Source organism: Pseudomonas sp. PA15(2017), assembly GCF_001945395.1.
Lineage (GTDB): Bacteria > Pseudomonadota > Gammaproteobacteria > Pseudomonadales > Pseudomonadaceae > Aquipseudomonas.
The window spans coordinates 184,085-206,224 of the sequence record NZ_MSXV01000010.1 but is presented as its reverse complement, the minus strand read 5'-3'; the positions used below and the strand labels follow the sequence as shown (position 1 = coordinate 206,224).

General features: G+C 64.8%; 18 protein-coding genes and 1 pseudogene. 13 read left to right on the top strand and 6 right to left on the bottom strand.

Annotated features, from left to right (window positions below; translation table 11 throughout):
* Positions 1-152 precede the first annotated feature (152 nt).
* Complete coding sequence (tyrS, locus tag BVH03_RS04920; RefSeq protein WP_075960123.1) at positions 153-1,352, bottom strand: tyrosine--tRNA ligase; 1,200 nt, start codon at positions 1,350-1,352, stop codon at positions 153-155.
* A 212-nt stretch (positions 1,353-1,564) separates the two neighbouring features.
* On the opposite strand from tyrS, the gene BVH03_RS04915 reads away from it, so the two are divergent.
* Together BVH03_RS04915 and BVH03_RS04910 are read left to right on the top strand one after the other, a co-directional pair.
* Complete coding sequence (locus BVH03_RS04915) at positions 1,565-2,980, top strand: peptidoglycan DD-metalloendopeptidase family protein (protein WP_075960122.1); 1,416 nt, start codon at positions 1,565-1,567, stop codon at positions 2,978-2,980.
* Between the two features lie 4 nt (positions 2,981-2,984).
* The gene (locus tag BVH03_RS04910; RefSeq protein ID WP_075960121.1) at positions 2,985-4,073 is read left to right on the top strand and encodes an anhydro-N-acetylmuramic acid kinase; all 1,089 of its coding nucleotides are present in this window, start codon (positions 2,985-2,987) and stop codon (positions 4,071-4,073) included.
* Between the two features lie 186 nt (positions 4,074-4,259).
* On the opposite strand, the gene BVH03_RS04900 is transcribed toward BVH03_RS04910, so the two are convergent.
* Positions 4,260-5,357 (bottom strand): acyltransferase family protein, encoded by a 1,098-nt coding sequence (locus BVH03_RS04900; RefSeq protein WP_075960119.1) that lies wholly within the window; start codon positions 5,355-5,357, stop codon positions 4,260-4,262.
* A gap of 356 nt (positions 5,358-5,713) precedes the next feature.
* Between BVH03_RS04900 and BVH03_RS04895 the strand changes: the two genes are divergently transcribed.
* From BVH03_RS04895 to BVH03_RS04880, 4 genes are read left to right on the top strand one after another with little or no spacing between them, the layout of a single operon-like run.
* Entirely contained in the window at positions 5,714-7,255 is a 1,542-nt protein-coding gene (locus BVH03_RS04895; protein ID WP_075960118.1) for an ABC transporter substrate-binding protein, read from the top strand.
* Entirely contained in the window at positions 7,252-8,187 is a 936-nt protein-coding gene (locus BVH03_RS04890) for an ABC transporter permease (RefSeq protein ID WP_075960117.1), read from the top strand. The genes BVH03_RS04895 and BVH03_RS04890 overlap by 4 nt, the downstream gene beginning before the upstream one ends.
* Positions 8,184-9,005: an ABC transporter permease gene (locus tag BVH03_RS04885; RefSeq protein WP_075960116.1), complete on the top strand. Its 822-nt coding sequence runs from the start codon at positions 8,184-8,186 to the stop codon at positions 9,003-9,005. The genes BVH03_RS04890 and BVH03_RS04885 overlap by 4 nt, the downstream gene beginning before the upstream one ends.
* The gene (locus BVH03_RS04880; protein WP_075960115.1) at positions 9,002-10,399 is read left to right on the top strand and encodes an ABC transporter ATP-binding protein; all 1,398 of its coding nucleotides are present in this window, start codon (positions 9,002-9,004) and stop codon (positions 10,397-10,399) included. The genes BVH03_RS04885 and BVH03_RS04880 overlap by 4 nt, the downstream gene beginning before the upstream one ends.
* Before the next feature lie 49 nt (positions 10,400-10,448).
* On the opposite strand, the pseudogene BVH03_RS04875 reads toward BVH03_RS04880, so the two are convergent.
* Together BVH03_RS04875 and BVH03_RS04870 are read right to left on the bottom strand one after the other, a co-directional pair.
* Positions 10,449-11,132 (bottom strand): annotated as a pseudogene (locus tag BVH03_RS04875) (tRNA (adenine(22)-N(1))-methyltransferase TrmK); the annotation flags it as partial.
* Between the two features lie 101 nt (positions 11,133-11,233).
* Entirely contained in the window at positions 11,234-11,764 is a 531-nt protein-coding gene (locus BVH03_RS04870) for an SDR family NAD(P)-dependent oxidoreductase (RefSeq protein ID WP_075960114.1), read from the bottom strand.
* 191 nt (positions 11,765-11,955) lie between these two features.
* Between BVH03_RS04870 and BVH03_RS04865 the strand changes: the two genes are divergently transcribed.
* Together BVH03_RS04865 and BVH03_RS04860 are read left to right on the top strand one after the other, a co-directional pair.
* Positions 11,956-12,630, top strand: coding sequence for a response regulator transcription factor (locus tag BVH03_RS04865; RefSeq protein ID WP_075960113.1), 675 nt, complete (start codon positions 11,956-11,958; stop codon positions 12,628-12,630).
* Complete coding sequence (locus BVH03_RS04860) at positions 12,627-13,967, top strand: HAMP domain-containing sensor histidine kinase (RefSeq protein ID WP_075960112.1); 1,341 nt, start codon at positions 12,627-12,629, stop codon at positions 13,965-13,967. Before BVH03_RS04865 ends, BVH03_RS04860 begins: the two co-directional genes overlap by 4 nt.
* A gap of 13 nt (positions 13,968-13,980) precedes the next feature.
* Here the strand turns inward: BVH03_RS04860 and BVH03_RS04855 are convergent, their stop codons facing one another.
* The gene (locus BVH03_RS04855; protein ID WP_075960111.1) at positions 13,981-15,162 is read right to left on the bottom strand and encodes an MFS transporter; all 1,182 of its coding nucleotides are present in this window, start codon (positions 15,160-15,162) and stop codon (positions 13,981-13,983) included.
* 434 nt (positions 15,163-15,596) lie between these two features.
* On the opposite strand from BVH03_RS04855, the gene BVH03_RS04845 reads away from it, so the two are divergent.
* The 5 genes from BVH03_RS04845 (at position 15,597) to BVH03_RS04825 (ending at position 20,324) form a co-directional block, all read left to right on the top strand.
* The gene (locus BVH03_RS04845) at positions 15,597-16,265 is read left to right on the top strand and encodes a GntR family transcriptional regulator (RefSeq protein ID WP_075960109.1); all 669 of its coding nucleotides are present in this window, start codon (positions 15,597-15,599) and stop codon (positions 16,263-16,265) included.
* A gap of 76 nt (positions 16,266-16,341) precedes the next feature.
* A complete protein-coding gene (locus BVH03_RS04840; protein ID WP_075960108.1) occupies positions 16,342-17,139 on the top strand; it encodes an ABC transporter substrate-binding protein in 798 nt (265 codons plus the stop codon).
* A gap of 11 nt (positions 17,140-17,150) precedes the next feature.
* Entirely contained in the window at positions 17,151-17,921 is a 771-nt protein-coding gene (locus BVH03_RS04835) for an amino acid ABC transporter permease (RefSeq protein WP_075960107.1), read from the top strand.
* 1 nt (position 17,922) lies between these two features.
* Complete coding sequence (locus BVH03_RS04830; protein WP_075960106.1) at positions 17,923-18,720, top strand: amino acid ABC transporter ATP-binding protein; 798 nt, start codon at positions 17,923-17,925, stop codon at positions 18,718-18,720.
* Positions 18,714-20,324: a gamma-glutamyltransferase family protein gene (locus BVH03_RS04825; RefSeq protein ID WP_075960105.1), complete on the top strand. Its 1,611-nt coding sequence runs from the start codon at positions 18,714-18,716 to the stop codon at positions 20,322-20,324. Before BVH03_RS04830 ends, BVH03_RS04825 begins: the two co-directional genes overlap by 7 nt.
* 306 nt (positions 20,325-20,630) lie before the next feature.
* On the opposite strand, the gene BVH03_RS04820 is transcribed toward BVH03_RS04825, so the two are convergent.
* On the bottom strand, positions 20,631-22,139 hold the full coding sequence (locus tag BVH03_RS04820) for an MFS transporter (RefSeq protein WP_075960104.1): 1,509 nt from the start codon (positions 22,137-22,139) through the stop codon (positions 20,631-20,633).
* Position 22,140 lies beyond the last annotated feature (1 nt).

Sequence of the window (22,140 nt, the reverse complement as noted above, 5' to 3'; positions counted from 1 at the left end):
GATGCCGGCGCATTCTACTCGAATTCGCCGTCCGTGCAACCTTTATTTTAATCTAACTCGTTGATCTACAAGGAGTTTTCAGATCAGGCCGCGCCGGAAGTGGTGCGCATTATAGGCCCCCACGAGATCAGGTCAACCCCTTATTTACGCTTTTATTCAGTTTTTAGCGTAACCCGCGCGAAAGCCTTCTTGCCGGCCTGGCAAACGTGGGTAGCGCCCAGTTTGAACACGAAGCTGCGATCGACCACCTGGCCATCCACGCGCACACCACCGGAGCCGAGCAAATCGCGAGCGACCGCTGCGTTCTTCACCAGACCTGCTTTATTAAGCAATGCAGCGATCGGCATATCATCGCCAGCGGCCACCTCGACCTCTGGCAGGTCTTCAGGCAACTCGCCATCCTTCATGCGGTTACCGGCAGAACGGTGGGCACTAGCCGCCGCCTCCTCGCCATGGAAACGCGCGACGATTTCTTCAGCCAGCTTGATCTTGATATCACGCGGGTTCGCGCCGGCTTCCACGTCTTTCTTGAATTGCTCGATCTCGTCCATGGTGCGGAAGCTGAGCAATTCGAAGTAACGCCACATCAGCGCATCCGGCATGGACACCAGCTTGTTGTACATGACGCCCGGTGCTTCCTGGATACCGATGTAGTTGCCTAAGGATTTGGACATCTTCTTCACGCCGTCCAGCCCTTCGAGCAGCGGCATGGTGACGACGCACTGGGACGACTGCCCATAGGCGCGCTGCAGCTCGCGGCCCATCAGCAGGTTGAATTTCTGATCGGTGCCGCCGAGTTCGACATCGGCACGCAGCGCCACGGAGTCGTAGCCCTGTACGAGCGGGTAAAGGAACTCGTGGATGGCGATCGGCTGGTTGCCGGTGTAGCGCTTGTCGAAGTCATCGCGCTCGAGCATGCGCGCCACGGTGTACTGAGAGGCCAGGCGAATGAAGTCGGCCGGCGTCAGCTCGTTGATCCAGGTGGAGTTGAAGGCAACCTCGGTCTTGGCCGGATCGAGGATCTTGAATACCTGAGCCTTGTAGGTCTCGGCGTTCTCCAGTACCTGCTCACGGGTCAGCGGCGGGCGCGTGGCGCTCTTGCCGCTGGGGTCACCGATCATGCCGGTGAAGTCGCCGATCAGGAAGATCACCTGATGCCCCAGATCCTGGAACTGGCGCAGCTTATTAATAAGCACGGTGTGCCCCAGGTGCAGGTCCGGTGCAGTCGGGTCGAAGCCGGCCTTGATACGCAGCGGCTCACCGCGCTTGAGCTTCTCGATCAGCTCCGCTTCAACAAGGACTTCTTCTGCACCGCGCTTGATCAGCGCGAGCTGCTCTTCAACCGACTTCATAGGACTCACAGCCACCAGATTCAAAAGGGCTCCAACCATACAAGATCGCCAACAAATGACAAGTTCTGCCCTGCAATGCCCACTGCAGGTGCCGGCTATCACCTGCGGGGTTGCCTCGAGGTAGATTTGGTTATATTTTATACAGTTACTGCATATTCATCAGTTTCTTCTTTTTCCTCTTCATCTTTTCACTTCATCAAAAAGCAGCCCTTATGACCTCTACAACTAAAGCGCCGCCGCTCTACCCCAAGACACACATCATCGCAGCCAGCGGCGTCGCAGCCCTCCTAAGCCTTGCACTCCTGGTGTTTCCCTCCCGCGAAGTAGAAGCCAAGAAGACCTTCCTGAATCTGGACATGGACAACGGCTCCGAGCAGATTCAGCAGAACCTGCCCAGCAATCAGGCAGACGCCGCAGCCCAGGAAGACGTCGACTCGCCCTTCGCGCAGATAGAAAGCAACGATGATTCGCAGAATGCCGAGCTCGACGCAGAGCCGGAAATTGCCGAACAGCCGCCTGAAGATCCACATAACAAGACGGTCGCTGTAGAAAATGGCGACACGCTCTCCACGGTGTTCAGCAAAGTGGGCCTGAGCCCCAACACCCTGCATGAAGTGATCAACAGCAGCAAAGAAGCCAAGCAGCTGACTCGCCTCAAGGTTGGCCAGGAGCTGCAGTTCCAGCTGAGCGAAGATGGCCAGCTGCAAAGCCTGCACAGCCAGCTCAGCGACCTGGAAAGCGTCAGCCTGAGCAAGACCGACAGCGGCTATGACTTCAAGCGTGAGCTGGTCAAGCCGGACGTACACGAATCCTACGCCCACGGGGTGATCAACAGCTCGCTGTTCGTGGCGGCCAAGCGTGCCGGCCTGTCCCACAATCTGACCATGGACCTGGCCAACATCTTCGGTTACGACATCGACTTCGCCATGGATATTCGTGAAGGCGACGAGTTCGAGGTCATCTACCAGAACAAGAAGGTCGGCGACAAATCGGTCGGCACCGGCAACATTCTGTCCGCGCGCTTCACCAATCGTGGCAAGACCTTTACCGCCGTTCGCTATACCGACAAGCAGGGCAACGTCAGCTACTACGACGCCGATGGCAACAGTATGCGCAAGGCGTTCATTCGTACGCCGGTAGACTTCGCGCGCATCAGCTCGCGTTTCTCTAACGGCCGCAAGCACCCGATCCTCAACAAGATCCGCGCTCACAAAGGCGTCGACTATGCCGCACCGCGCGGTACGCCGATCAAGGCTGCCGGCGATGGCAAGGTGGTTCTGGCCGGCCGCAAAGGCGGTTACGGCAACACCATCGTATTGCAGCATGGCAGCCGCTACCGCACGCTCTATGCACACATGCAAGGTTTCGCCAAAGGTGTTCGCACTGGCGGCAGCGTGAAGCAGGGCCAGATCATCGGCTATATCGGCACCACCGGCCTGTCGACCGGCCCGCACTTGCACTACGAGTTCCAGGTCAACGGCACCCACGTCGATCCGCTGAGCCAGAAGCTGCCGATGTCCGATCCGATCGCCCGCCAGGAAAAGCAACGTTTCCTGCAGATGAGCAAACCGCTCATGGCGCGCATGGATCAGGAAAAGGCCACCATGCTCGCCCTCAACAAGCGCTGATCCCATGCTCTATCTCGGTGTGATGTCCGGTACCAGTCTCGACGGGCTGGACATCGCCCTTGTCGAGCAAGGCGAGCGCACTCGACTGCTCGCCCACCATTACCAAGCCCTGCCCGACTCGCTTCGCCAGCAATTGCTCGACTTGTGCAGCTCGGGTGCGGATGAACTCGCCCGTGCCGCTCTTGCCGAGCAAGCGTGGGCGCGGCTGGTTGCCGATGGCATCGACAGCCTGCTGCGCCAGCAGAACCTGCAACCCGCCGCCATTCGCGCCATCGGCAGCCACGGCCAGACCGTGCGTCACGAACCGGCCCGGGGCTTTACCATCCAGATCGGCAACCCTGCCCTGCTGGCCGAAATGACCGGCATCACCGTGGTGGCTGACTTTCGTCGTCGCGACGTGGCCGCCGGCGGCCAGGGCGCGCCCCTGGTGCCGGCCTTTCATGAGGCGCTTTTCGCCAGCCCCGGTTCCGCTCGGGCGATTCTCAACGTGGGTGGTTTCAGCAACCTCAGCCTGCTGGAAGAGGGAAAGCCCGCCAAGGGCTTCGATTGCGGTCCGGGCAACGTGCTGATGGATGCGTGGATTCACCATCACCGCGGCCAGGCTTATGACAAGGATGGCGCCTGGGCTGCCAGCGGTACCGTACAGCCCGAACTGCTGAAGGCCTTGCTAGCGGACCCGTTCTTCCAGACCACCGGACCGAAAAGCACCGGGCGCGAGCTGTTCAACCTGCCCTGGCTGACACGGCACCTGGAACAGCAGCCCGCCTGTCAGCCAGTAGACGTTCAAGCCACCCTCCTGGAACTGACGGCCATCAGCGTCGCGAACTCGTTGCGCAACGCGCAGCCGACGTGCAGGCAACTGCTGGTCTGCGGCGGCGGTGCACATAACAAGGAGCTGCTGGCCCGCTTGCAGGCGCTTTTGCCTGCTGCCGACGTGAGCAGCACCGACGACCATGGCGTGCCCGCCGACTGGGTGGAGGCCATGGCGTTCGCCTGGTTGGCCCACTGCTGCCTGAACGGCATCCCCGCCAATCGACCGGAAGTCACCGGGGCCAAAGGCCTGCGTATACTCGGCGCCATCTACCCGGCCTGAGCCTATGCGCTAATGAAACGCCGGGCACTTGCGCGGCGTTTTTGTTTGCGCAGACCTTGGAACCCCAACAACACGAGCAGACGGCTCTTCGGCGGCAAACGCAGGATGCAACGCTTCACACCGCGCCGCTTCAAATCGCTGCGGCAGCACTCAAACACCTCAAGGCTCTGAACGCTGCGCTCGGCGTCAGCCCCGAGCATCTACACTCGATGCATCACCTTCAAGGCCGCCAGCTTTCTTCTGCAGCGGCGCGGTCGCGCGGTTGACTCGCGTCTTGGCGCCGAAGAAGGCCATGCTGAGAACATGCAGCGGGCCAATCCGCTCCAGCACCAGCTTGAACGCCACCGGCAGGAACAGCCCCAGCAGCATGCTGACGGCGAAGACCAGCCATTGCTCCTCCACCTGCAGCCTGGTCAACACGATGCGCGCGCCCGCAGTGCCGAACACGTGGAACAGGTAGATCTCGAACGAGAAATAGCCCAGCCAGGCCAATGGCGTGAAATAGAAACGCCGGGCGATCAGCAGGCTGATGGCGGCCAGGCCCAACGCCGTGCCGACCACGGCCAAGTCAGCCTCGCCAAGGTCGATCAGCGCGAGCAGGTAGGCCTGGTCGATCCCCGCCAGGATCACCAACGCTGCGGCCATGGTGATGAGGCTGCTACGGGTGATCAGTTGCTCGCTGAAGCGATAAAGCCCCAGGCCCAGCAGGAAAAAGGGAAACAACTCCACCGCCCGGTCGAGACTCAACAGATTAGGGAAACCCTCCGACGTAAAAGACGCCGCCAGGGCCGCGGCGAACACCAGGCCGTAATTACGCAGGCTCAGCAGCAGGTCGGCCTTCTCCAGCAGGGCTATCACCACGAAGATGCAGAAGATCGCCTGCAAAAACCAAAAGTGCGCGTAGCTGAAAAAGTAGATGCTGAAGAGCTCGCTCAGCTGCGGCTTGTCGTTGGTGTTGGGCACGATCATCTGCAAGGCGAAGAACAGCGTCGAGACCGTCAGCAGCGGTATGCCGACGCGTTTGAACTTGCCCTTGTAGAAGCGCGAGAGGTCACTGCCGGTGTTCACCGGACGCAGTGCATAGACGTAGCCCGAGATGGCGGTGAACAACGGCATGCGAATGTAAACGAGGGAATCGTAAAGGTAGCGCAGCGCGGAGTCGTCCGGCACCTTCATGCCCAGGTCGGACGAACTGCCGATGACATGGCCCGCTACCATCAGAAACAGCGCCAGTCCGCGAATGGTCTCTACTCGCAGATCCTTTTCAGGCGTGATCTTGGTCATGCTGAGTCCTCTGTACTAGCTAAGCGAGACAGCGTTTCCACAGAGATAGGGAACGGATGCCGACGAATCGGTCATCTGAGCCCGTCGAGCTTCGACTAGTTCATTGGCGGCCTGGCGGCAGTAGCGCGATGGGATTTCAATAAGCGCGTCTTCCTCCGCCGTGCTCAGCAGCTACTTCGTTTCCCAACACAAGGATCGCCCGAGATCCCCGCCGGCATGCACCAGTAGCGGCAATCGAGAATGATCCGGCGCTGGACGATACAACATAACATTACTATATTGTCCGCCCTTTTTTGTCACCGGGCGGTGCGGCACTGGCCTCCTGCCTGTCTATCGGACTTGCCAAGGATCTGCCCATGCTGCTCAGCAAACGCCCTCGCCTTTCACTGCTCGCCAGTGCCCTCGCCGCCTGGCTGACGCTGACATCCGGCCACGTCGGCGCCGAAAATCGCGTGTTCGACGTGGTTGCGCCGTTCGAGATCGGTGGGCTGGATCCTGCGATCTCCGGCTTCATCTTCCAGCGCATGCAGATCACCGAAACCCTGCTCGAGGCCGATGCCAAAGGTCAGCCGCTGCCGGCACTGGCCGAGCGCTGGAGTGTGTCGGATGACGGCAAGCAATGGACCCTGTCGATCCGCCAGGGCGTGAAGTTTCACGACGGCAGCGACCTCACCGCGGCGGTCGCCGCCCATGCCCTGGAGGCGGCGCGCAAGAAGCCCGGCATGCTGCGTGACGCGCCGATCACCGCGATCAGTGCCAATGGCAATGATGTGCTGATTGCCCTGAGCAAGCCCTTCAAACCGCTGGCGGCGCTACTGGCTCATTCGTCCACCAACATCCTCGCCAGCGCAGCCTATGACGCCGATGGCAACGTCACACAGATCATCGCCACCGGCCCGTATCAACTGACCCTGCTGGAGCCGCCGCAGCGCCTCGCCGCCGAGCGCTTCGACGGCTATTGGGGGACAAAACCCAGTATCGAGAAGGCCACCTACCTGGGTGCCGGTCGTGGCGAAACCCGCTCGCTGATGGCCGAGAGCGGCGGTGCTGAACTGGTGTTCCAGCTCGACCCGCCAAGCATCGCGCGCCTGCAGCGCAATCCCAACGTGCAGGTGCTGATGGGCCCGGTGCCCCGCGTGCTGGTGCTGGCGGCGAACGCCGGCAGCGGTGCCACGGCGCCGGTCGAGGTGCGCCGGGCCCTGAGCCTGGCGATCAACCGTGAAGGCATCACCGCCGCCGTATTGCGCGCCCCCGGCACCGACGCTACGCAAATGTTCGCCGACAGCGTGCCAGCCTGGCACGACGCCAGCCTGCCACCGCTGAAGTACGACCCGCAGGCGGCCCGCGGGCTGCTCAAGGCCCAGGGCTGGGTTCCAGGCGCCGACGGCATCCTGGAAAAGGACGGCCAGCGCCTGCAGCTCAAACTGCTCACCTATTCCGACCGCCCGGAACTGCCGCTGATCGCTACCGCCCTGCAGGCGCAACTGCGCGATGTGGGCGTGGACGTGGAGGTTGCCGTGGGCAACGCCAGCGCGGTTCCCGCCGCCCATAACGACGGCACTCTGCAACTGGCCCTGTACGGACGCAACTACGCCCTGGTGCCCGACCCGCTGCTGACCCTGATGGCCGACTTCGGCAACGGTGGCGCCGAATGGGGTCCCCTGGGCTGGAACAACCCGCAGTTCGACCAGGCCCTGAGCAAACTGCTGGCCAGCAATGACCCAGTCGAGCAACAGCAATTGCGCAACGAGCTGATGGCCCTTGTACAGACAGACCTACCGTTGATTCCGATCGCCTGGTATCGCCAGTCCATCGCCGTGTCCAAGCAGGTCGAAGGCGCCGCCATCGACCCGTTCGAGCGCACCTTCGGCCTGAGCAGCATGCGGTGGCGCCCATGATCCGCTTGCTGGGCTTTCGCCTGCTGCAGGCGGTGATGGTCGCCGTGCTGATCGGCGCGCTGACCTTTCTGCTGATGAGCCTGCTGCCCGGCGATGCGGCCTACCGCATCGCCGCCGGGCGCTATGGCTATGACATGGTCAACAGCGCCGCCGCTGAAGCGGTGCGTGCCGAGCTGGGCCTGGATCAACCGGTACTGTGGCGTTTCACCGCATGGATCGGCGACCTGCTGACCCTCGACCTGGGTCACTCGCTGGTCACCGGCCGGCCGGTGATGGACATGGTCGCCCACGAACTGGGCAGTTCCGTACGTCTGGCTGTCGGCGCCGTGTTGCTGTCCTTCCTGATCGGCCCGCCCATCGGCATTTTCGCCGGCCTGCGGCCGGGCGGCATGCTGGACCGCGGCCTGCTGCTGCTCAGCACGGTCACTCGCGCCATCCCGCACTTCGTGCTCGGGGTGATTCTGGTGCTGATCTTCTCGGTGTGGCTGATGGTGCTGCCGTCGGCCGGCCATGGCAGCTTCACCCATACCATCCTGCCGACACTGACCCTGGCGCTGGGGCTCGCGGCGGTCTCCTCCCGGGTCGCTAGGGACGCTACCGTGGCGGTGGCATCGTCCGCCTACTTCGCCTTCGGCCGCCTCAAAGGGCTGAGTGGCGCCCAGGTGTTCATACGCCATGGCCTGCGCAATATCGGCGTGCCGGTAGTGACCTATCTGGGCGTGCAGTTGGTGTACCTGATCGAAGGCGTGGTGGTGGTCGAGACCCTGTTCGCCTGGCCGGGCATCGGCCATGGCCTGGTTCACGCCATCGTCCAGCGCGACGTGCCCATGGTGCAGGGTACCGCGTTGGCCATGGGGCTGATGTTCGTGCTGCTCAATACCGCCGTGGACCTGCTCAACCACCTGATCGACCCGCGCCGGAGAACCGCATGAGCCTGGAAACTGCTATCGCCGAGGCGGCGCCCGCACCGCGCGCGACCGTCCGTCTCATCGGCCTCGCCCTGCTCGCGGCGCTGGTCGCCTTCGCCATTGGCGTGCCGCTGCTATGGGGCGTAGACATCGCCAAGCAGGACTACAGCGCGATTCTCGCAGGCCAGAGCAGCGCACACCCGCTGGGTACCGATCACCTGGGCCGCGACATGCTCGCCCGCCTGGCCGCTGCCGTGCGCCTGTCCCTGGGCCTGGCGCTGGTCAGCGTCGCCACCGCAGCCATTCCCGGCGTGCTGCTGGGCATCCTGGCGGCCTGGAAAGGCGGCTGGGTCGACAAGGGCCTCGGGCTGCTGGCCGAGATGTTCCTGGCCCTGCCCGGCCTGCTGCTGGTGCTGCTGATCGTGGCCATTTACCCCGGCTCGTTTCTCGCTCTGTATGGCGCGGTGGCTCTGGTGCTGTGGATCGAATACTTCCGCATGACCCGCGCCCTGGCGCGCACCGTGCTGGCCTCCCCGGCGGTGGCGGCTTCACAGCTGCTGGGCTTCGGCCCGCTGTATATCATTCGGCGTCACCTGTTGCCGGAACTGGCCCCGCTGCTGATGACCATCGCCGCCTTTGGCGCGGCCGCGGCGATCATGGCCATCGCCGCCCTAGGCTTCGTCAGCGTCGGCGTCAAGCCGCCGACCGCCGAGCTGGGGCTGATGATCACCGAGCTGCTGCCGTACTTTGCCGAAGCGCCGTCGGTGATCGCCCTGCCGATCACCGTGATCTTTCTCATCGTTCTGTCATTGCTGCTGATTGCCGGGGGGCGCAAGCCATGAAACCACTGCTGAGCACCCGCGCCCTGGAAATCCGCACTGCCACCGCACAACTGGTCGAGCCCCTGTCCATCGACCTGTGGCCTGGCAGGGTGCTGACCATCATCGGCGAAACCGGCTCGGGCAAGAGCCTGTTCGCCCAGGGCATCGTCGGCAACCTGCCACCGGGCCTCGCCGCCCACGGCGAGATCGAACTGGCCGGCGGCCTGCGAGAACCCGGTCAGGCCAGCGGCCGTCGTGCCGCCTGGGGCCGCGAACTCGCCGTACTGCCCCAGGAACCCTGGCTGAGCCTGGATCCGACCATGCGCGCCCTCGACCAGGTCGCGGAAACCTACCGCTGCGTGGTCGGCAAAAGCGCTCAAGAATCCCGTCAACAAAGCCGTCAGGATCTGACGCAGTTGGGCATCGAACAGGCCGAGACGAAGTTTCCCTTCCAGCTCTCCGGCGGCATGGCCCAACGCCTGGCCTTCGCCGCCACCCACGCTGGCGGTGCCAAGGTGATGATCGCCGATGAGCCCACCAAGGGTCTCGACAGCGCGCGTATCGGCGAAGTGATCGGCCTGCTGCAGGCGGGTATTGCCGAAGGCGGCGCGCTGTTGATCATCACCCACGACATCGAGGTGGCGCGGCGGCTCGGTGGCCAGGTGATGATCATGCTCAAGGGCCGCGTCATCGAGAGCGGCAGCGCCGAGCAGGTGCTCGACGCGCCAACCCACGAATACACCCGCCGCCTGCTGAACGCCGATCCGGCGCGCTGGCCGCGCCATGCGCCGTCAGCGCTGGGCGACGAGCCGGTGGTGCAGGTCCACGACCTGGCCGTGGAGCGCGGCGAGCGGGTGCTGTTCGAGGGGCTGTCGTTCGATGCGCACCCTGGCGAAGTGGTCGGCGTGACCGGTCCCTCGGGCTGTGGCAAGTCGACCCTGGGCGACGTCATTCTCGGCCTGATGCAGGCACGCAGCGGCAGCGTGATCAAGCGTGGCGAGGCGCCGCGCGTGGCCTTCCAGAAGCTCTATCAGGACCCGGTGGCGGCCTTCGCGCCAACGGTCACGCTGGGCCGCTGTCTGGCCGATCTGGTCAAGCTGCATCGCCTCGATGCCAGCCGCATCGACGGGCTATTGCAACGCCTGCGCCTCGACCGCGGCCTGCTCGACCGCCTGCCCGGCAATGTTTCCGGCGGCGAGCTGCAGCGCCTTTCCCTGCTGCGCGTGCTGCTGCTCGACCCGGTGTTCATCTTCGCCGACGAACCCAGCTCGCGCCTCGACCTGATCACCCAGCAGGAAATGATCGAACTGCTGGTGGAGGCCGCCCGGGAACGCCGCACCGCGGTGCTGCTGGTCAGCCACGACGAGGCACTGATCGAGGCGGTGGCGGATCAACGGATTCGTCTGGGGCACTGATCGGCATGGTTCTGCACGACCACTTCAGGTCCGCAGAACCGCCATTCGAGGCAAACAGCTCACCGATCCAGCGCACCTGCTGCTCCAGCTTTTCATCGATTACACCCTGCCCGGCGCGGGCCAGGCCGGTCAGGGTCTGTTGCTTGAGGCGCAGCAAACGCTGCCACTTGGCCGCGAACACCGGGCCACGCGCCTGCAGGAGCAGCGGGCCGAAATACAGTTGCTGTTCTGTATAGCGCATCGGCTCACCGGGCTCGGCGACGATGATTTCGTAGAAGAAGCGGTTTTCCCGCAGCAGCTCTTCATGGTGGATGCGGTAGCCGTTGTCCATCAGCCACTGACGCAGCGGTTGCTCACCGCCGTTGGGTTGCAGGATCAACCGTTCGTTGCCGCCAAGCCGCGCCTTGTCCCGCGCGAGGATGTCGCGGATGGTCTCACCGCCCATGCCGCAGAAGCTGATGGCGGTGATGCGGTCAGCAGGCTCGATGGCCGCCAACCCATCGGCCAGGCGCACGGCGATGCGCTCGCCCAGCTGGTGTTCGCGCACGCTACGCTCGGCCGCGCGCAACGGGGTGAGGGCCACCTCGCCGGCGACCGCGGCGCTGATCAGGCCGCGACTCATCAGGGCGACGAGCAAGTAGCCGTGGTCGGTGCCGATATCGGCAAGCCGTGCTCCGGCGGGCACCTGGGCGGCGACGCGCGCCAGGCGTGCGGACAATTTTCGTGGGGTCAACGGCTGCCTCGTCAATCAGCACCCTGCCGGGCCGGCGGGCGATTCTGTCGGGCAATGGCTGACGACGCAATCGTGCAGAAACAGTACGGGAGCGCCGTGACTCAGCTGGCGCGCCGTCCGCCGATCAGGCCACCCACGCTGAGCGTGCCCACTCGCACGCCCTCGCAGGCCCGCGCTTCCTGCAGGCATTGCAGGCACAGACGGGCATTGACGCCGTGCGCGCATGTCAGGTCTGCGGCGCCCTGGTCGAGCAGAATGGCGCCCGCCTTGCGTGAGCGCATGTCGGGCAGTAATTCGCTGACCACCGCCGCCAGGCTCAGGCAACCCAGCTCGGCCGCCTCGGCCGCGTGATCGCGGCCATTGCTGGAGTCCAGGCCGTAGTACATGGCGTCGATCGGCCCGACGCTGCCGCGAATGGAGCGAATGATCGCCCGGACTTGCTCCGGTTGGGACAGGTCACCGGTAAAGGTACGGGTGGCGATGCCTTCGCTTTCCAGCACGCAGGTCAGTGCCTGCACGCAGTGCACATCGTTGGTCACCAGCACCACGTCATAGCCCTGGTTGCCGTATTGACGGGCGGCCAGCGCGCCCACGCTGTTCTGCGCCCCGAAGACCACGAAAGTTCGATTCATGCCTCAACCCGCCCGAAAGTTGCTTGCACAGGTGCTCCGACATCGCCTCGTGGTCGGCGGCCACCTTGCCTTGACGGCCTCGTCGACCGTTACTGGCGATGGTCACCCGTTAACATTGCCTGAACATTGCGCCGCGTTTTCGCCGGCTCCGCTACTATGTGCAGCTCCGATAAACCGCGCGGTAATGCACCTTGCGAATCCTCCTCGTCGAAGATGACCTGCCCATGGCCCAGGCCCTGCAAGAGGCGCTGGGCCGTCATGGTTTGCTGGTGGATTGCGTGCACTCGCTGGCCGCGGCAGGCGCAACCCTGCGGCTGAACGTGCACGACCTGTTGATTCTCGACCGCGGCCTGCCCGATGGCGATGGCTTGGGCTTCATCGCTACCGCCAGGCGGCTGTGCCCGGCGCTGCCCATCGTGCTGCTCACTGCTCGCGGCGAGATCGCCGAGCGGGTCGACGGTCTTGATGGTGGCGCCGACGATTACCTGGTCAAGCCAGTGGCGGTCGACGAATTGTTGGCTCGGGTACGGGCCATTGCCCGGCGCCCGGCCACCATGGTTCTGCCCATCGCGACCATTGGCGCGCTGTCGTTCGATTTCAGCGCCCGCGAGGCCATCGTCGACGGCCAGGCGCTGCCGTTGCCACGGCGCCAGTTGCTGATCCTCGAGGCGCTGATCTACCGCCAGGGGCGCACCGTACTGCGCGAGAACCTCCACGAGGCGGTGTATGGCCTGGCCGACGAGATCCAGTCCAACGCCTTGGACGCCCACGTTTCGAGGCTGCGCCGGGCGCTCAAGGATGCCGAGGCCGGCGCGGAGATTGCGGTGATCCGCGGCGTCGGTTACCTGCTCAAGGAAAGCCGATGAAAGCCGCGCACAATCCATCGCTGATCGGTCGCCTGCTGTGGTCACTGTGCATCATGCAGGTGGTGGTGCTGGTAGCGGCGATCGCCGGCACGCTGTATCACATCATCGACGACCAATTCACCTTCATGGATGACGCGGTGATCGATGTATTGGAAGACTCCATCGCCGTCACGCCCCAGGGCCTGGTATTCGAGTCCAGCGAGCCGCTGCGCAAGTTGCAAGCCACCAATCCCGGCCTGTGGGTCGTAATCGCCGACGCTAACGGACGCCGTGAAGAGCTCGGCAACGTGCCAGGCGAATACCGCGAACTGGCGAACTACGTTTCAATGCTCGGCATCTCACAGATCCGCGCGCTGCCGGAACACCGGCATCTGACCATGCGCATCGAGGTCAAGGAGATCCAGGGTCAACGCGTACACATCATGGTCGGCGGCGTGGCGGACCTGAGCTTCACCAGTCTGATCGTCCAGGCCACCGGCTTGCTCAGCCCCTACTTTCTGACGCCGCTGCTGCTCTTCACCCTGCTGGCCACGCCCATCGTCGTGCTGCGCGCCATGCGCAGCGTGCGCCGGCTGGCCAGCCGCGCTGCAGCGCTGGATATCTCGCAGCACGATGCTCACTTGCCCGAGGACTCGGTGCCGCGAGAGATTCGCCCGCTGGTCAGTGCGTTCAACGCGGCCATGGAGCGATCCAGCAAGGCCTATCATGCCCGTGACCGCTTCCTGCGTGACGCCGCTCACGAGCTGCGCATGCCGATCGCCGTGTTGATGGCCCGCCTGGACGGCATGCCGGCGCATCCGATCAAACCCATGCTGCAGATCGACCTGGCACGCCTGGCCACCGTGGCCGAGCAGTTGCTCGACCTGCAACGGCTGCAGTCACCGAAGATGGAGTTCGTCACTGTGGATCTGGTGGCCCTGGCTCGCGAGGTGATTTCCGATATCGCGCCCCTGGCCCTGGCCCGCTGTGACGACCTGGTGCTGGAGGCACCTGAGCATCCGGTGTGGGTGATGGGCCAACCCAGCGCCCTGAGCCGGGTGATCACCAACCTGCTGCAAAACGCCCTGGTGCATGGCGCTGGCGTGGGCAGCATCAGCTTGCAGGTCGGCGCGAACGGCAGCATGGCGGTGACGGACCAGGGCCCGGGGGTGGCGCAGGAGGATCGAGAGCAGATCTTCCAGCCGTTCTATCGCGGCAAGACCGAACAGCCGGGCCACGGCCTCGGCCTGCACCTGGTGCAGGAAATCGTGCGGGCCCACGGCGGGCGTATCACGGTCGAGGACGCCACCGGCGGTGGCGCCATATTCAAGGTACAGCTGCCGCTGGCCGCCGTTTAGACGAGCGTGGCGATCAGGTGCAAGGGCTAGCGGCTACTCGGCGGCTGGCCAGCGGGCGAATCACGCTCAGCAGCCCCAGCAGCGCGATGCCCGCACCCACCCACAGCGGCGCACGCAAGCCGTAGCCGGCCTCGATGGCCGCGCCACCGGCCCAGCTGCCGAACGCCAGCCCGGCGGTGATCACCGAGGTGTGCAGGGTGTTGACCAGGGCGCCGGGCTCGGCGGCCTTCATCACCCGTGCGACCATCGCCGGGTTGAGCGCCACGCCGGTCAGGCCGATGGCGATGAAACAGGTGAGGTTCAGCCATAGGTTGTCGCCGGCCAGAGCGAAGACGCTCATCACCAGCACCATCATGGCCAGGCCCAGGCCGACCACGCTGATCGTGTGGCTGTCGGCGACGCGGCCGACCAGCATGTTGCCAATCAGGTTGGCCACGCCGTAGAGCGCCAGCATCGGCGCGACCTGGCCGGGCGCCAGGCCAACTTCCTGAATAAGGATCGGCGTGCAGTAGCTGAAGGCCGCGAAGGTGGCACCAATGATCAGCCCACTGGTCAGGTACGCGCCCCACAGGCGGCGGGTACGCAGAGTCCTGATCTGCTCGCCAAGGCGCGCTTCGCCACCGGCTTCGCCCTTGGGCAGGCGCATGGCGGCGAGCAGCGTACAGACCAGCGCCAGGCCGACCACCGCCCAGGAGCTGGCGCGCCAGCCGTGATGCTGCTCGATCCAGGCGGTCAGCGGCACACCGGCCACCGGCGAGAGCATCAGGCCGGCGAGCACCACCGATACCGCGCGGCCACGCTCCTGGTTGGAGACCATCGCCGCGCACAGGGTCATGCACAGGCCGATGCAGGCCGCACTGGACACGCCCATGATGATCCGCGCAAACGCCAGTACCGGATAGCTGGTCGCCGCCGCGGCCAACGCACCGGCCAGCACGTACACTGCCAGCAAGCCAACCAATGCCTGCTTGCTGCCGATGCCCCGTGACAGCAACAGCATGGTCATGGGCGGGCCGCCCAGGGCCATGCCCAAAGCGTAGAAGGCGATCAGGTTGCCGACCTCGCCCAGGCTTACCGAAAACGCCTCGGCCAACGCCGGCATCATCCCGGCGACCATGAATTCGGCGGTGACCAGCGAGAAGATCGTCGCGCCCAGCAGGTAGATGGTGAACGGCAGTTTGGGGCGGGCGGACATGGGCAGCCTATGGTCTGGAAAACAGGGCCGCCAACCCTATGCACTGGGGCCACCGGGGTCAAATGATTGCGGTGCATAACCATCATGCCTATGGGCGATGCCGGCCGAGATGAGTCCCGCCGTGCGCTCACTTCTTGAACGTCGAGCACGCTGCGCTGCCGACCAAGGTCCTGCGCCACCGCCCGCATCATCCTGCCCAGTGTCTGATTCGCGGGCGCTGCAGCTCTGCCACCAAAACGCCCAACAAGTGCGCACTGCCCGTTGCCCGTGCTTCATTCGGTGACACCGGCGGCCTGGCCGTAGCCCAGGCGGTACTGCTCTGAACGGCCAACTCGCTGTTAAACCTGCCGATTTTCTCGACGACCAGACAATGGCCCGCTCCTTGCTAAATTGGCTAAACGGATAATTGGATACATTTATTCAGGACTAACACCATGCTTACTGCCCCGCTCTACGCCCAGCGCCAACCCGTGACCGCCGAGGAAGAGGCCTACAACTTTCTGCTCGCGGCGATCTGTGCCGGGCGTTACCGCAAGGGCGACCGCCTGGTGGCCGAGGACATCGCCGCCGAAATCGGCACCAGCCGCATGCCCGTGCGCGAAGCTTTCCGCCGCCTCGATGCCCAGGGCCTGGTGACCTTGCGACCCAATCGCGGGGCGGTGGTCAGCGGCCTGGACATCGAGGAGATGCGCGAAGTCTTCGAAATGCGCAGCGCCCTCGAGGGCCTGGCGATTCGCGTCGCGGCGAGCAAGGTGACCGAGCGCCATCTGACCTTGTTGGAGCGGCTGCTCGACGACATGGACGAGTGCCGCGACGACACCGCCCAGTGGGTGGTGCGCCACCGCATCTTCCACGAATACCTGTGCAGCATCAGCGAACGTCCGCGGCTGATGAAGCAGATCGTCGCGCTCTACTCGCTGATCGAGGCGCCGATGCGCCTGTGGCTCGAACACGGTGAGAAGCCGCTCAGCGGCCGCGAAGAACACGCACAAATCCTGGTCGCTCTACGCACCCGTGACGCCGACCTGGCCGAACGGGTGCTTCGCGAGCATATCGAGGGCACCTTGCCGGCCCTGACGCTGTTCCTGCAAACCGAACAATAACAAGCTGAAGACCGCCGACGGTCGCCTTCTCCCACTTCACTGCTGCCCTTTCGATCACAGCAAACGGAGTACCACCATGCGCCTTCCATGCTCTCTCGTCGCCGTCGTTTCCCTGGGTCTGGCCGCTTCGCTGGCCTCGGCCGCTCCAGACCGCCTCAAGGACGTCAGCAAGCTGACCTACTGCTCGGGTATGGACTCGCCGCCGCTGGTGTCCTTCGATGCCGCGCAGAAGCCGACCGGCCTGGCCATCGACCTGGGCATGGAAATCGCCAAACGCCTGAGCGACAAGCAGGTGTCCTGGCGCGTCACGCCGTTCTCCGGGCTGGTGCCGGCGCTGCTCGCCAGCCAGTGCGACCTGATCGTCGATCAGCTGTTCGACAAGCCCGAACGCCGCGAGGTGATCGACATCGTCAACTACATGTATTCCAGTCAGTCGGTCGTAGTGCCCAAGGGCAACCCCAAGAACATCCAGGCCCTCGATGACCTGTCGGGCAAAAAGATCGCCGTGCTCAACGGCTCGACCATCAAGACCCTGCTCGACGCCGAGAACGCCAAGCTGGCAGAGGCCGGCAAAGCGCCGATGAAATTGGTGGTCTACAACGCCGACACGGACGCCTTCCAGGCGCTGCGCATCAACCAGGTCGACGCCTACGGCACCACGGTGGAAACCGCCGGCTACTACGCAGCGATGGCCCCGGACCTGTTCCAGGAAGGCGTACCGGCGTTCGGTCGCATCCTCACCGGCATTGGCGTGCGCAAGGATGACCAGCAACTGTCCGCCGCCGTGCGGCAGATCATCGACGACATGCGCGCCGACGGCAGCTACACCGCGCTGCTCGCCAAATGGCACGTCGCCAGCGACAAGCTGGACTGAGGGCCGGGGCGATGAATTTCAATTGGGACATCTTCTGGCAGTACCTCTTGCAGCCCAGCGACGTGTACCTGCGCGCGCTGTGGCTGACCTGCATGATCGCCGTGCTGTCCATGGCGCTGGGCTGCGTGCTGGGCCTGGTCGCGGCGCTGATGCGCTTGTCGAGCAACCCGCTACTGCAGGCGCCGGTGCGCTTCTACGTATGGCTGATGCGCGGCACGCCGCTGTTGGTGCAAATCGTCTTCCTGTACACCGCGCTGGCGGCGGGTGGCATCTTCCGCTTCGAGGACCTGGACCTGGGCTGGGTGGTAATTCCCGGCAACCTGCAGGCGGCGATCATCGCCCTGGGTCTCAACGAAGGCGCCTACATGGCCGAGATCATGCGCGCCGGCATCGCCGCCGTGGACAAAGGCCAGTACGAGGCCGGTCGTTCGCTGGGCATGACCTTCGCCAAGCTGATGCGCCGCATCGTGCTGCCCCAGGCCTTGCGGATCATCGTGCCGCCGCTGGGCAACGAATTCAACGTGATGCTCAAGAACACCACCCTGGTCAGCGTGATCGGCGTGCAGGAGCTGCTGCTCAGCACCCAGATGATCACCTCGGCGACCTTCCGGGTGTTCGAGCTGTACCTGGTGGTGGCGATCTACTTCCTGTTGCTGACCACCCTCTGGGGCTTCTTCCAGAGCTGGCTGGAGCGGCGCTTTGGGCAATCCGACCGGCGCCCGGCCACGGCGTCCAGGCGGCTATTCGGCAGCTACACGGCAAAACTGTTGAGGGGGCGTTAAGATGCACAGCACAGACCAGGAGCTGGTCATCGAGGCCTTGGACATCCACAAGGCGTTCGGTGAGCTGCAGATCCTCAAGGGCGTATCACTGCAGGTCAAACGCGGCGAGGTGGTGGTGCTGATCGGCGCGTCCGGCTCCGGCAAGACCACCTTCATCCGCTGCATCAACCTGCTCGAGGAGATCGAGAGCGGGCGCATCCGCGTCAACGGCAGGCCCATGGGCTACCGCGAGCGCGCCGATGGCTCGCTGGTGCGCGACAGCGAGCGCAACATCGCTCGCCAACGCCGCGACATCGGCATGGTGTTCCAGCGCTTCAACCTGTTTCCGCACATGACCGCCCTGCAGAACATCATCGAGGCGCCGATCCAGGTACTCGGTGTCAGCAAGGCACAGGCCCTGGAGCACGCTCGCCGGTTGCTCAAGCAAGTGGGCCTGGCCGACAAGGCCGACCACTATCCGTCGATGCTTTCCGGTGGCCAGCAACAGCGCGTGGCCATCGCCCGCGCCCTGGCGATGAAACCCCAGGCCATGCTGTTCGACGAGCCGACCAGCGCCCTGGACCCGGAAACCGTCGGCGAAGTGCTGCAGGTGATGAAACAATTGGCCGAACGGGGCATGACCATGGTGGTGGTCACCCACGAGATGGGCTTCGCCCGGGAAGTGGCCGACCGCGTGGTGGTGCTCGACCAGGGCGAACTGATCGAACAGGGCCCGCCCGAACAGATTTTCAGCGCACCCAGCCACCCGCGTACGCGGGCATTCCTGAGTCGCGTACTGCCGGAGGTAACCGCATGCTGAGTTTTTCCGCACACCGCTATCCCTATGCTTCGCAGCGCCAGAGCGTGTTCGCCCGGCGCGGCATGGTCGCGGCTTCGCAACCCCTGGCCGCCGAGGCCGGCATCGACATCATGCGCCGTGGCGGCAACGCCATCGACGCGGCCATTGCCACCGCCGCCGCCCTGACGGTGGTCGAACCTACCGGCTGCGGTATCGGCGGCGACGCCTTCGCCCTGGTCTGGGTCAAGGGCCAGTTGCACGGCCTGGACGCCAGCGGCCACGCCCCCGCCGCACTGAACATCGACGCCGTGCAGGCCGCCGGCCACGCACAGATGCCTACCTACGGCTGGACGCCGGTCACCGTGCCCGGCTGCCCTTCCGCCTGGGCCGAACTGTCGCGGCGCTTCGGCCGGCTGCCGTTCGCCGAATTGCTGGCGCCGGCGATCAGCCTGGCCGCCGATGGCTTTGCGCTGTCACCGGTGGTCGCCCACCAGTGGCAGGTCGCCCTCGACGAATTCTCCGCCCATCGCGAGCCGGCGCTGCAAGGCTGGTTCGACACCTTCCTGATCGATGGCCGCGCGCCGCAAGCCGGCGAGCTGTTCCGCAATCCGGCCCAGGCGCGCACCCTGCAGGCACTGGCCGACAGCGGGTGCGAGAGTTTCTACCGCGGCGCGCTCGCCGAGCATATCGACCAGGCCTCGCGCGCTGCCGGCGGCTACCTGCGCAAGAGCGACCTGCAGGCCTACGAGCCGCGCTGGGTGGATCCCATCGGCATCAACTACCGCGGCTACGACGTGTGGGAAATCCCGCCGAGCGGCCAGGGCCTGGTCGCCCTGATGACCCTGCAGATTCTCCAGGGCTTCGAATTCGATCACCGCGACAGCCTGCAGACCTGGCACCGCCAGATCGAAGCGCTGAAGCTGGCCTACAGCGACGGCCTGCACCACATTACCGACCCCGAGCACATGCGCGTCGCCGTGGCCGACCTGCTCAGCCCCGGCTACACCGAGCGCCGCCGCAAGCTGATCGGCGAGCGCGCCCTGCAACCGCAAGCCGGTGACCCGCACGCCAGCGGCACCGTGTACCTGGCCACTGCCGATGGCGAAGGCAACATGGTGTCGTTCATCCAGAGCAACTACCACGGTTTCGGCTCCGGCGTGGTGGTGCCGGACACCGGGATTTCCCTGCAGAACCGTGGCCAGGAATTCAGCCTGGACGCCAACCATGCCAATGTCCTGGTCGCCGGCAAGAAGACCTTCCACACCATCATCCCCGGCTTCCTGACCAAGGACGGCGAAGCAGTCGCGCCGTTCGGCGTGATGGGCGGCTACATGCAGCCCCAGGGCCATGTACAGATGGTGATGAATCTGGTCGATTTCGGCCTCAACCCCCAGGCCGCACTCGACGCACCGCGCTGGCAGTGGATGGGCGACAGGAAGGTCGGCATCGAACAGGCCGCCTCGCGCGACCTGGCCGCCGCCCTGGCGTGCCTGGGGCACGAGGTCAGCGTGGCCTGCGATTCCACCGACTACGGCCGCGGGCAGATCATCGTGCGAGACCCGCAAACCGGCGTGTTGTGTGGCGGCACTGAGCCCCGCGCAGATTCCCATATCGCGGTGTGGTGACGCCGCTCGTCAAAGAGCCGGGCCGCCGCAATGGCGGCCCGCTTTTCTAGGATCTGTTCACGATCTGTGGGCTCGGACTTAGCGCTTTGACTGCAAGGTGGCGGGAGCGGGCATCGGCGGGGTATTTGTGGAAGCGGGCCATGCGCGCGAAAAATCGCGGGCATGGCCCGCTTCCACAGGTACTGCCTCAAGGCCGCTTCTGCCTCCTAGCCGCCTCTGTCATGTCGCCCAAGAGGATCGTGAACGGCTTCTCAAGGCCTGAGTGAAGCGGCTCGGAGGACAGGTACTTTTCGTACAGTACAAAGCCTAGTGGGCGGTTTGCCCGCGCTGCCCCTTGAACAGTCTGAACACCACGATGGCCAGCACGCCGATCACCACTGCCGCGGTGCACAGCAGTACCGAATGGGTGCTGGAGAACGCTGCCTTGGCCGCCGCGATCACCGCGCTGCCCTGCTCGGCCGGCAACTCGGCAGCGACCAGGTAACTGTCGCCAATCGAGCGTATCGCGCGTTCGGCCAGCGGCGCCGCCAACTGTGCCGGCAAGGCGATGGTGTGGCCGTACACGCTGGACATGAACACGCCGAAAAAGGTGATCCCCAAGCCGGTGCCCAGCTCGTAGGCGGTGGCCTCAAGGGCGCCGGCCGCGCCGCCCTTGCTGGCCTCCACAGCGCCCATGATGGCGATCGACGAAGCGGTCAGGCCGATGCTCAGCGCCAGCCCCAGCACAGCGAGCATGAGCGGCACGCCCAGCCCCGGTTGGTGCAGATCGGCGAAGGCCACGTAGCCCAGTGCACCGGCGGAAGCCGCCAGCGACAGGCTGGCCACCAGGCGCAGGCCAAAGCGATTGGACAGGTAACCGGCCAGCGGACCACCGACCGCCGCGGCGGCCATGATCGGAATCATGAAAATGCCAGCCTGCAGCGGCGACTTGTCGAGCACGTACTGCAACTCCATCGCCAGGGTCAGCTCCACGCCAGCCAGAGCACCGATGGCGACCACCGCCATGATCAATCCGGCCAGCAGTACCGGCCGTGCGAACAGCGACAGGTCGAGCATCGGCTCGGCCGAGCGCAGTTGCTGGCGGCTGAATAGCGCCAGCAACACCACGCCCATGACCAACACCAGCAGCGCGACCGGCAGCGGCTGGGTGCCGCCGACGCCGGCCTTGATCCCGTAGACCAAGGCGATGATGCCGGCGATCAGGATCAGTGCCTGACCGATGGCCCACCTGCCCGGCGTGGTTTGCTCGACACGGGGCAGCAGTACGAAGGCCACCGGAATCACCACCGCCATCACCGGCACGTTGATCAGGAACACCGAACCCCACCAGAAGTGTTCGAGCAGCGCGCCACCGATCAGCGGGCCGACTGCCGCTCCAGCGGCGCCAACGGTGCCCCACAAGCCAAGGGCCATGGCCCGCTCGCGCTCGTCCTCGAAGGTGCGGCGGATGATGCCCAGCACGCAGGGCATGATCATCGCCCCGCCGAGCGCCAGCAGCACCCGGGCGCCGATCAGCAGGGACGGCGTGGGCGCGAACGCGGCCAGCAGCGAGGCCAGCCCGAACACGCAGAGGCCGCATAGCAGAATACGGCGGTTGCCCACCCGGTCGGCCAGGGTGCCCATAGGCACCAGCAAGCCGGCCATCAGCAGCGGGTAGATATCGATGATCCACAAGATCTCGGTGCTCGAAGCACCGAGTGCCTGGGTCAGCGATGGCACCGCGATGTGCAGGATGGTCATGTCGATGACGATCGGCATGAAGGCCAGCATCACGGCAACGAGGATCAACCAACGGCTAGGTAAGGCATGCCACATG

Excerpts from the sequence above, each read along its gene's own strand:
- tyrS (WP_075960123.1), bottom strand. The coding sequence starts at position 1,352 with ATGAAGTCGGTTGAAGAGCAGCTCGCGCTGATCAAGCGCGGTGCAGAA.
- BVH03_RS04915 (WP_075960122.1), top strand. The coding sequence starts at position 1,565 with ATGACCTCTACAACTAAAGCGCCGCCGCTCTACCCCAAGACACACATC.
- BVH03_RS04910 (WP_075960121.1), top strand. The coding sequence starts at position 2,985 with ATGCTCTATCTCGGTGTGATGTCCGGTACCAGTCTCGACGGGCTGGAC.
- BVH03_RS04900 (WP_075960119.1), bottom strand. The coding sequence starts at position 5,357 with ATGACCAAGATCACGCCTGAAAAGGATCTGCGAGTAGAGACCATTCGC.
- BVH03_RS04895 (WP_075960118.1), top strand. The coding sequence starts at position 5,714 with ATGCTGCTCAGCAAACGCCCTCGCCTTTCACTGCTCGCCAGTGCCCTC.
- BVH03_RS04890 (WP_075960117.1), top strand. The coding sequence starts at position 7,252 with ATGATCCGCTTGCTGGGCTTTCGCCTGCTGCAGGCGGTGATGGTCGCC.
- BVH03_RS04885 (WP_075960116.1), top strand. The coding sequence starts at position 8,184 with ATGAGCCTGGAAACTGCTATCGCCGAGGCGGCGCCCGCACCGCGCGCG.
- BVH03_RS04880 (WP_075960115.1), top strand. The coding sequence starts at position 9,002 with ATGAAACCACTGCTGAGCACCCGCGCCCTGGAAATCCGCACTGCCACC.
- BVH03_RS04870 (WP_075960114.1), bottom strand. The coding sequence starts at position 11,764 with ATGAATCGAACTTTCGTGGTCTTCGGGGCGCAGAACAGCGTGGGCGCG.
- BVH03_RS04860 (WP_075960112.1), top strand. The coding sequence starts at position 12,627 with ATGAAAGCCGCGCACAATCCATCGCTGATCGGTCGCCTGCTGTGGTCA.
- BVH03_RS04855 (WP_075960111.1), bottom strand. The coding sequence starts at position 15,162 with ATGTCCGCCCGCCCCAAACTGCCGTTCACCATCTACCTGCTGGGCGCG.
- BVH03_RS04845 (WP_075960109.1), top strand. The coding sequence starts at position 15,597 with ATGCTTACTGCCCCGCTCTACGCCCAGCGCCAACCCGTGACCGCCGAG.
- BVH03_RS04840 (WP_075960108.1), top strand. The coding sequence starts at position 16,342 with ATGCGCCTTCCATGCTCTCTCGTCGCCGTCGTTTCCCTGGGTCTGGCC.
- BVH03_RS04835 (WP_075960107.1), top strand. The coding sequence starts at position 17,151 with ATGAATTTCAATTGGGACATCTTCTGGCAGTACCTCTTGCAGCCCAGC.
- BVH03_RS04830 (WP_075960106.1), top strand. The coding sequence starts at position 17,923 with ATGCACAGCACAGACCAGGAGCTGGTCATCGAGGCCTTGGACATCCAC.
- BVH03_RS04825 (WP_075960105.1), top strand. The coding sequence starts at position 18,714 with ATGCTGAGTTTTTCCGCACACCGCTATCCCTATGCTTCGCAGCGCCAG.
- BVH03_RS04820 (WP_075960104.1), bottom strand. The coding sequence starts at position 22,139 with ATGTGGCATGCCTTACCTAGCCGTTGGTTGATCCTCGTTGCCGTGATG.